The sequence below is a fragment of the Streptomyces sp. YS-3 genome, assembly GCF_045257485.1.
Classification (GTDB): Bacteria; Actinomycetota; Actinomycetes; order Streptomycetales; family Streptomycetaceae; genus Streptomyces.
The window spans coordinates 1-856 of sequence record NZ_JBJHPC010001116.1; the positions used below are offsets into that span (position 1 = coordinate 1).

Annotated in this window: 1 protein-coding gene; it reads left to right on the forward strand. The window is 73.0% G+C overall.

Translation table 11 applies throughout. From position 1 onward, the window contains the following. A partial coding sequence (locus ACJA3G_RS37845; RefSeq protein WP_406557525.1) for a carbon-nitrogen hydrolase family protein occupies nucleotides 1-848 on the forward strand: 848 nt, incomplete at its 5' end. Nucleotides 849-856 lie beyond the last annotated feature (8 nt).

Genomic DNA, 856 nt, shown 5'->3' on the forward strand with positions numbered 1-856 from the left:
CCGCCATCCAGGCCCCCGTCGTCCCCGGTGACATCCCCACCAACGCCTCCACCGTCGCCCGGCTAGTCCGTGAGGCCGGGGAGGGTGGGGCCCGGGTCGTCGTGTTCGCCGAGAAGTTCCTCAGTGGGTACGAGCCCGAGCTCGTCCGGGCCGAGCCCGAGCGGTGTGCCGTGAGCGGGGGCGGAGATCCTCGGCTCGGCGTGGTCGTGGACGCCTGTCGGGAGAGTGGGGTCGTCGCCGTCGTGGGAGCCGCCGTGTACGACGGCGGTGAGCTGTACGTCTCCGCCCTCGTCCTCGACGGGTCCGGCGTCCTCGCGCGCTACGACAAGCAGACGCTCTTCAAGTCCGAGCGTGCCGTCTACCGGCCCGGCTCCGGCGGCCTCACCCTCGACGTCGACGGGTGGCGGCTCGGTCTCGGGGTCTGTTACGACTCCGGCTTCCCCGAGCACGCGCGCGCGGCGGCGCTGGACGGCTGTCACGCGTACGTGGTGGGCGCACTGTTCGGCGTCGGCAACGGTTACCACGAGTCGCGGGTCTGGTTCCCCGCGCGAGCCCTCGACAACACGGTGTACGCGGTGCTCGCCAACCACGTCGGACGTACGGGGGAGTGGGACACCTGCGGGAGCAGCGCCGTGTGGGGGCCGGACGGGCGCCTCGTGGCCGAGGCCGGCCCCCACGCCGAGGAGATCGTCTGGGCGGATCTGGACCCGGCGGCCCTGCGCGCCGCCCGGGACGCCGAGCCGATGCTCAAGGATCTGCGGGAGGAGGCCGGGGCGTCGCCCCGGCAAGCCGTATGTGCGGCAAGTGCGGCAAGCGCCTCGATTGCACCAAGTGCGGCGACCCCGTAACCCCGTAC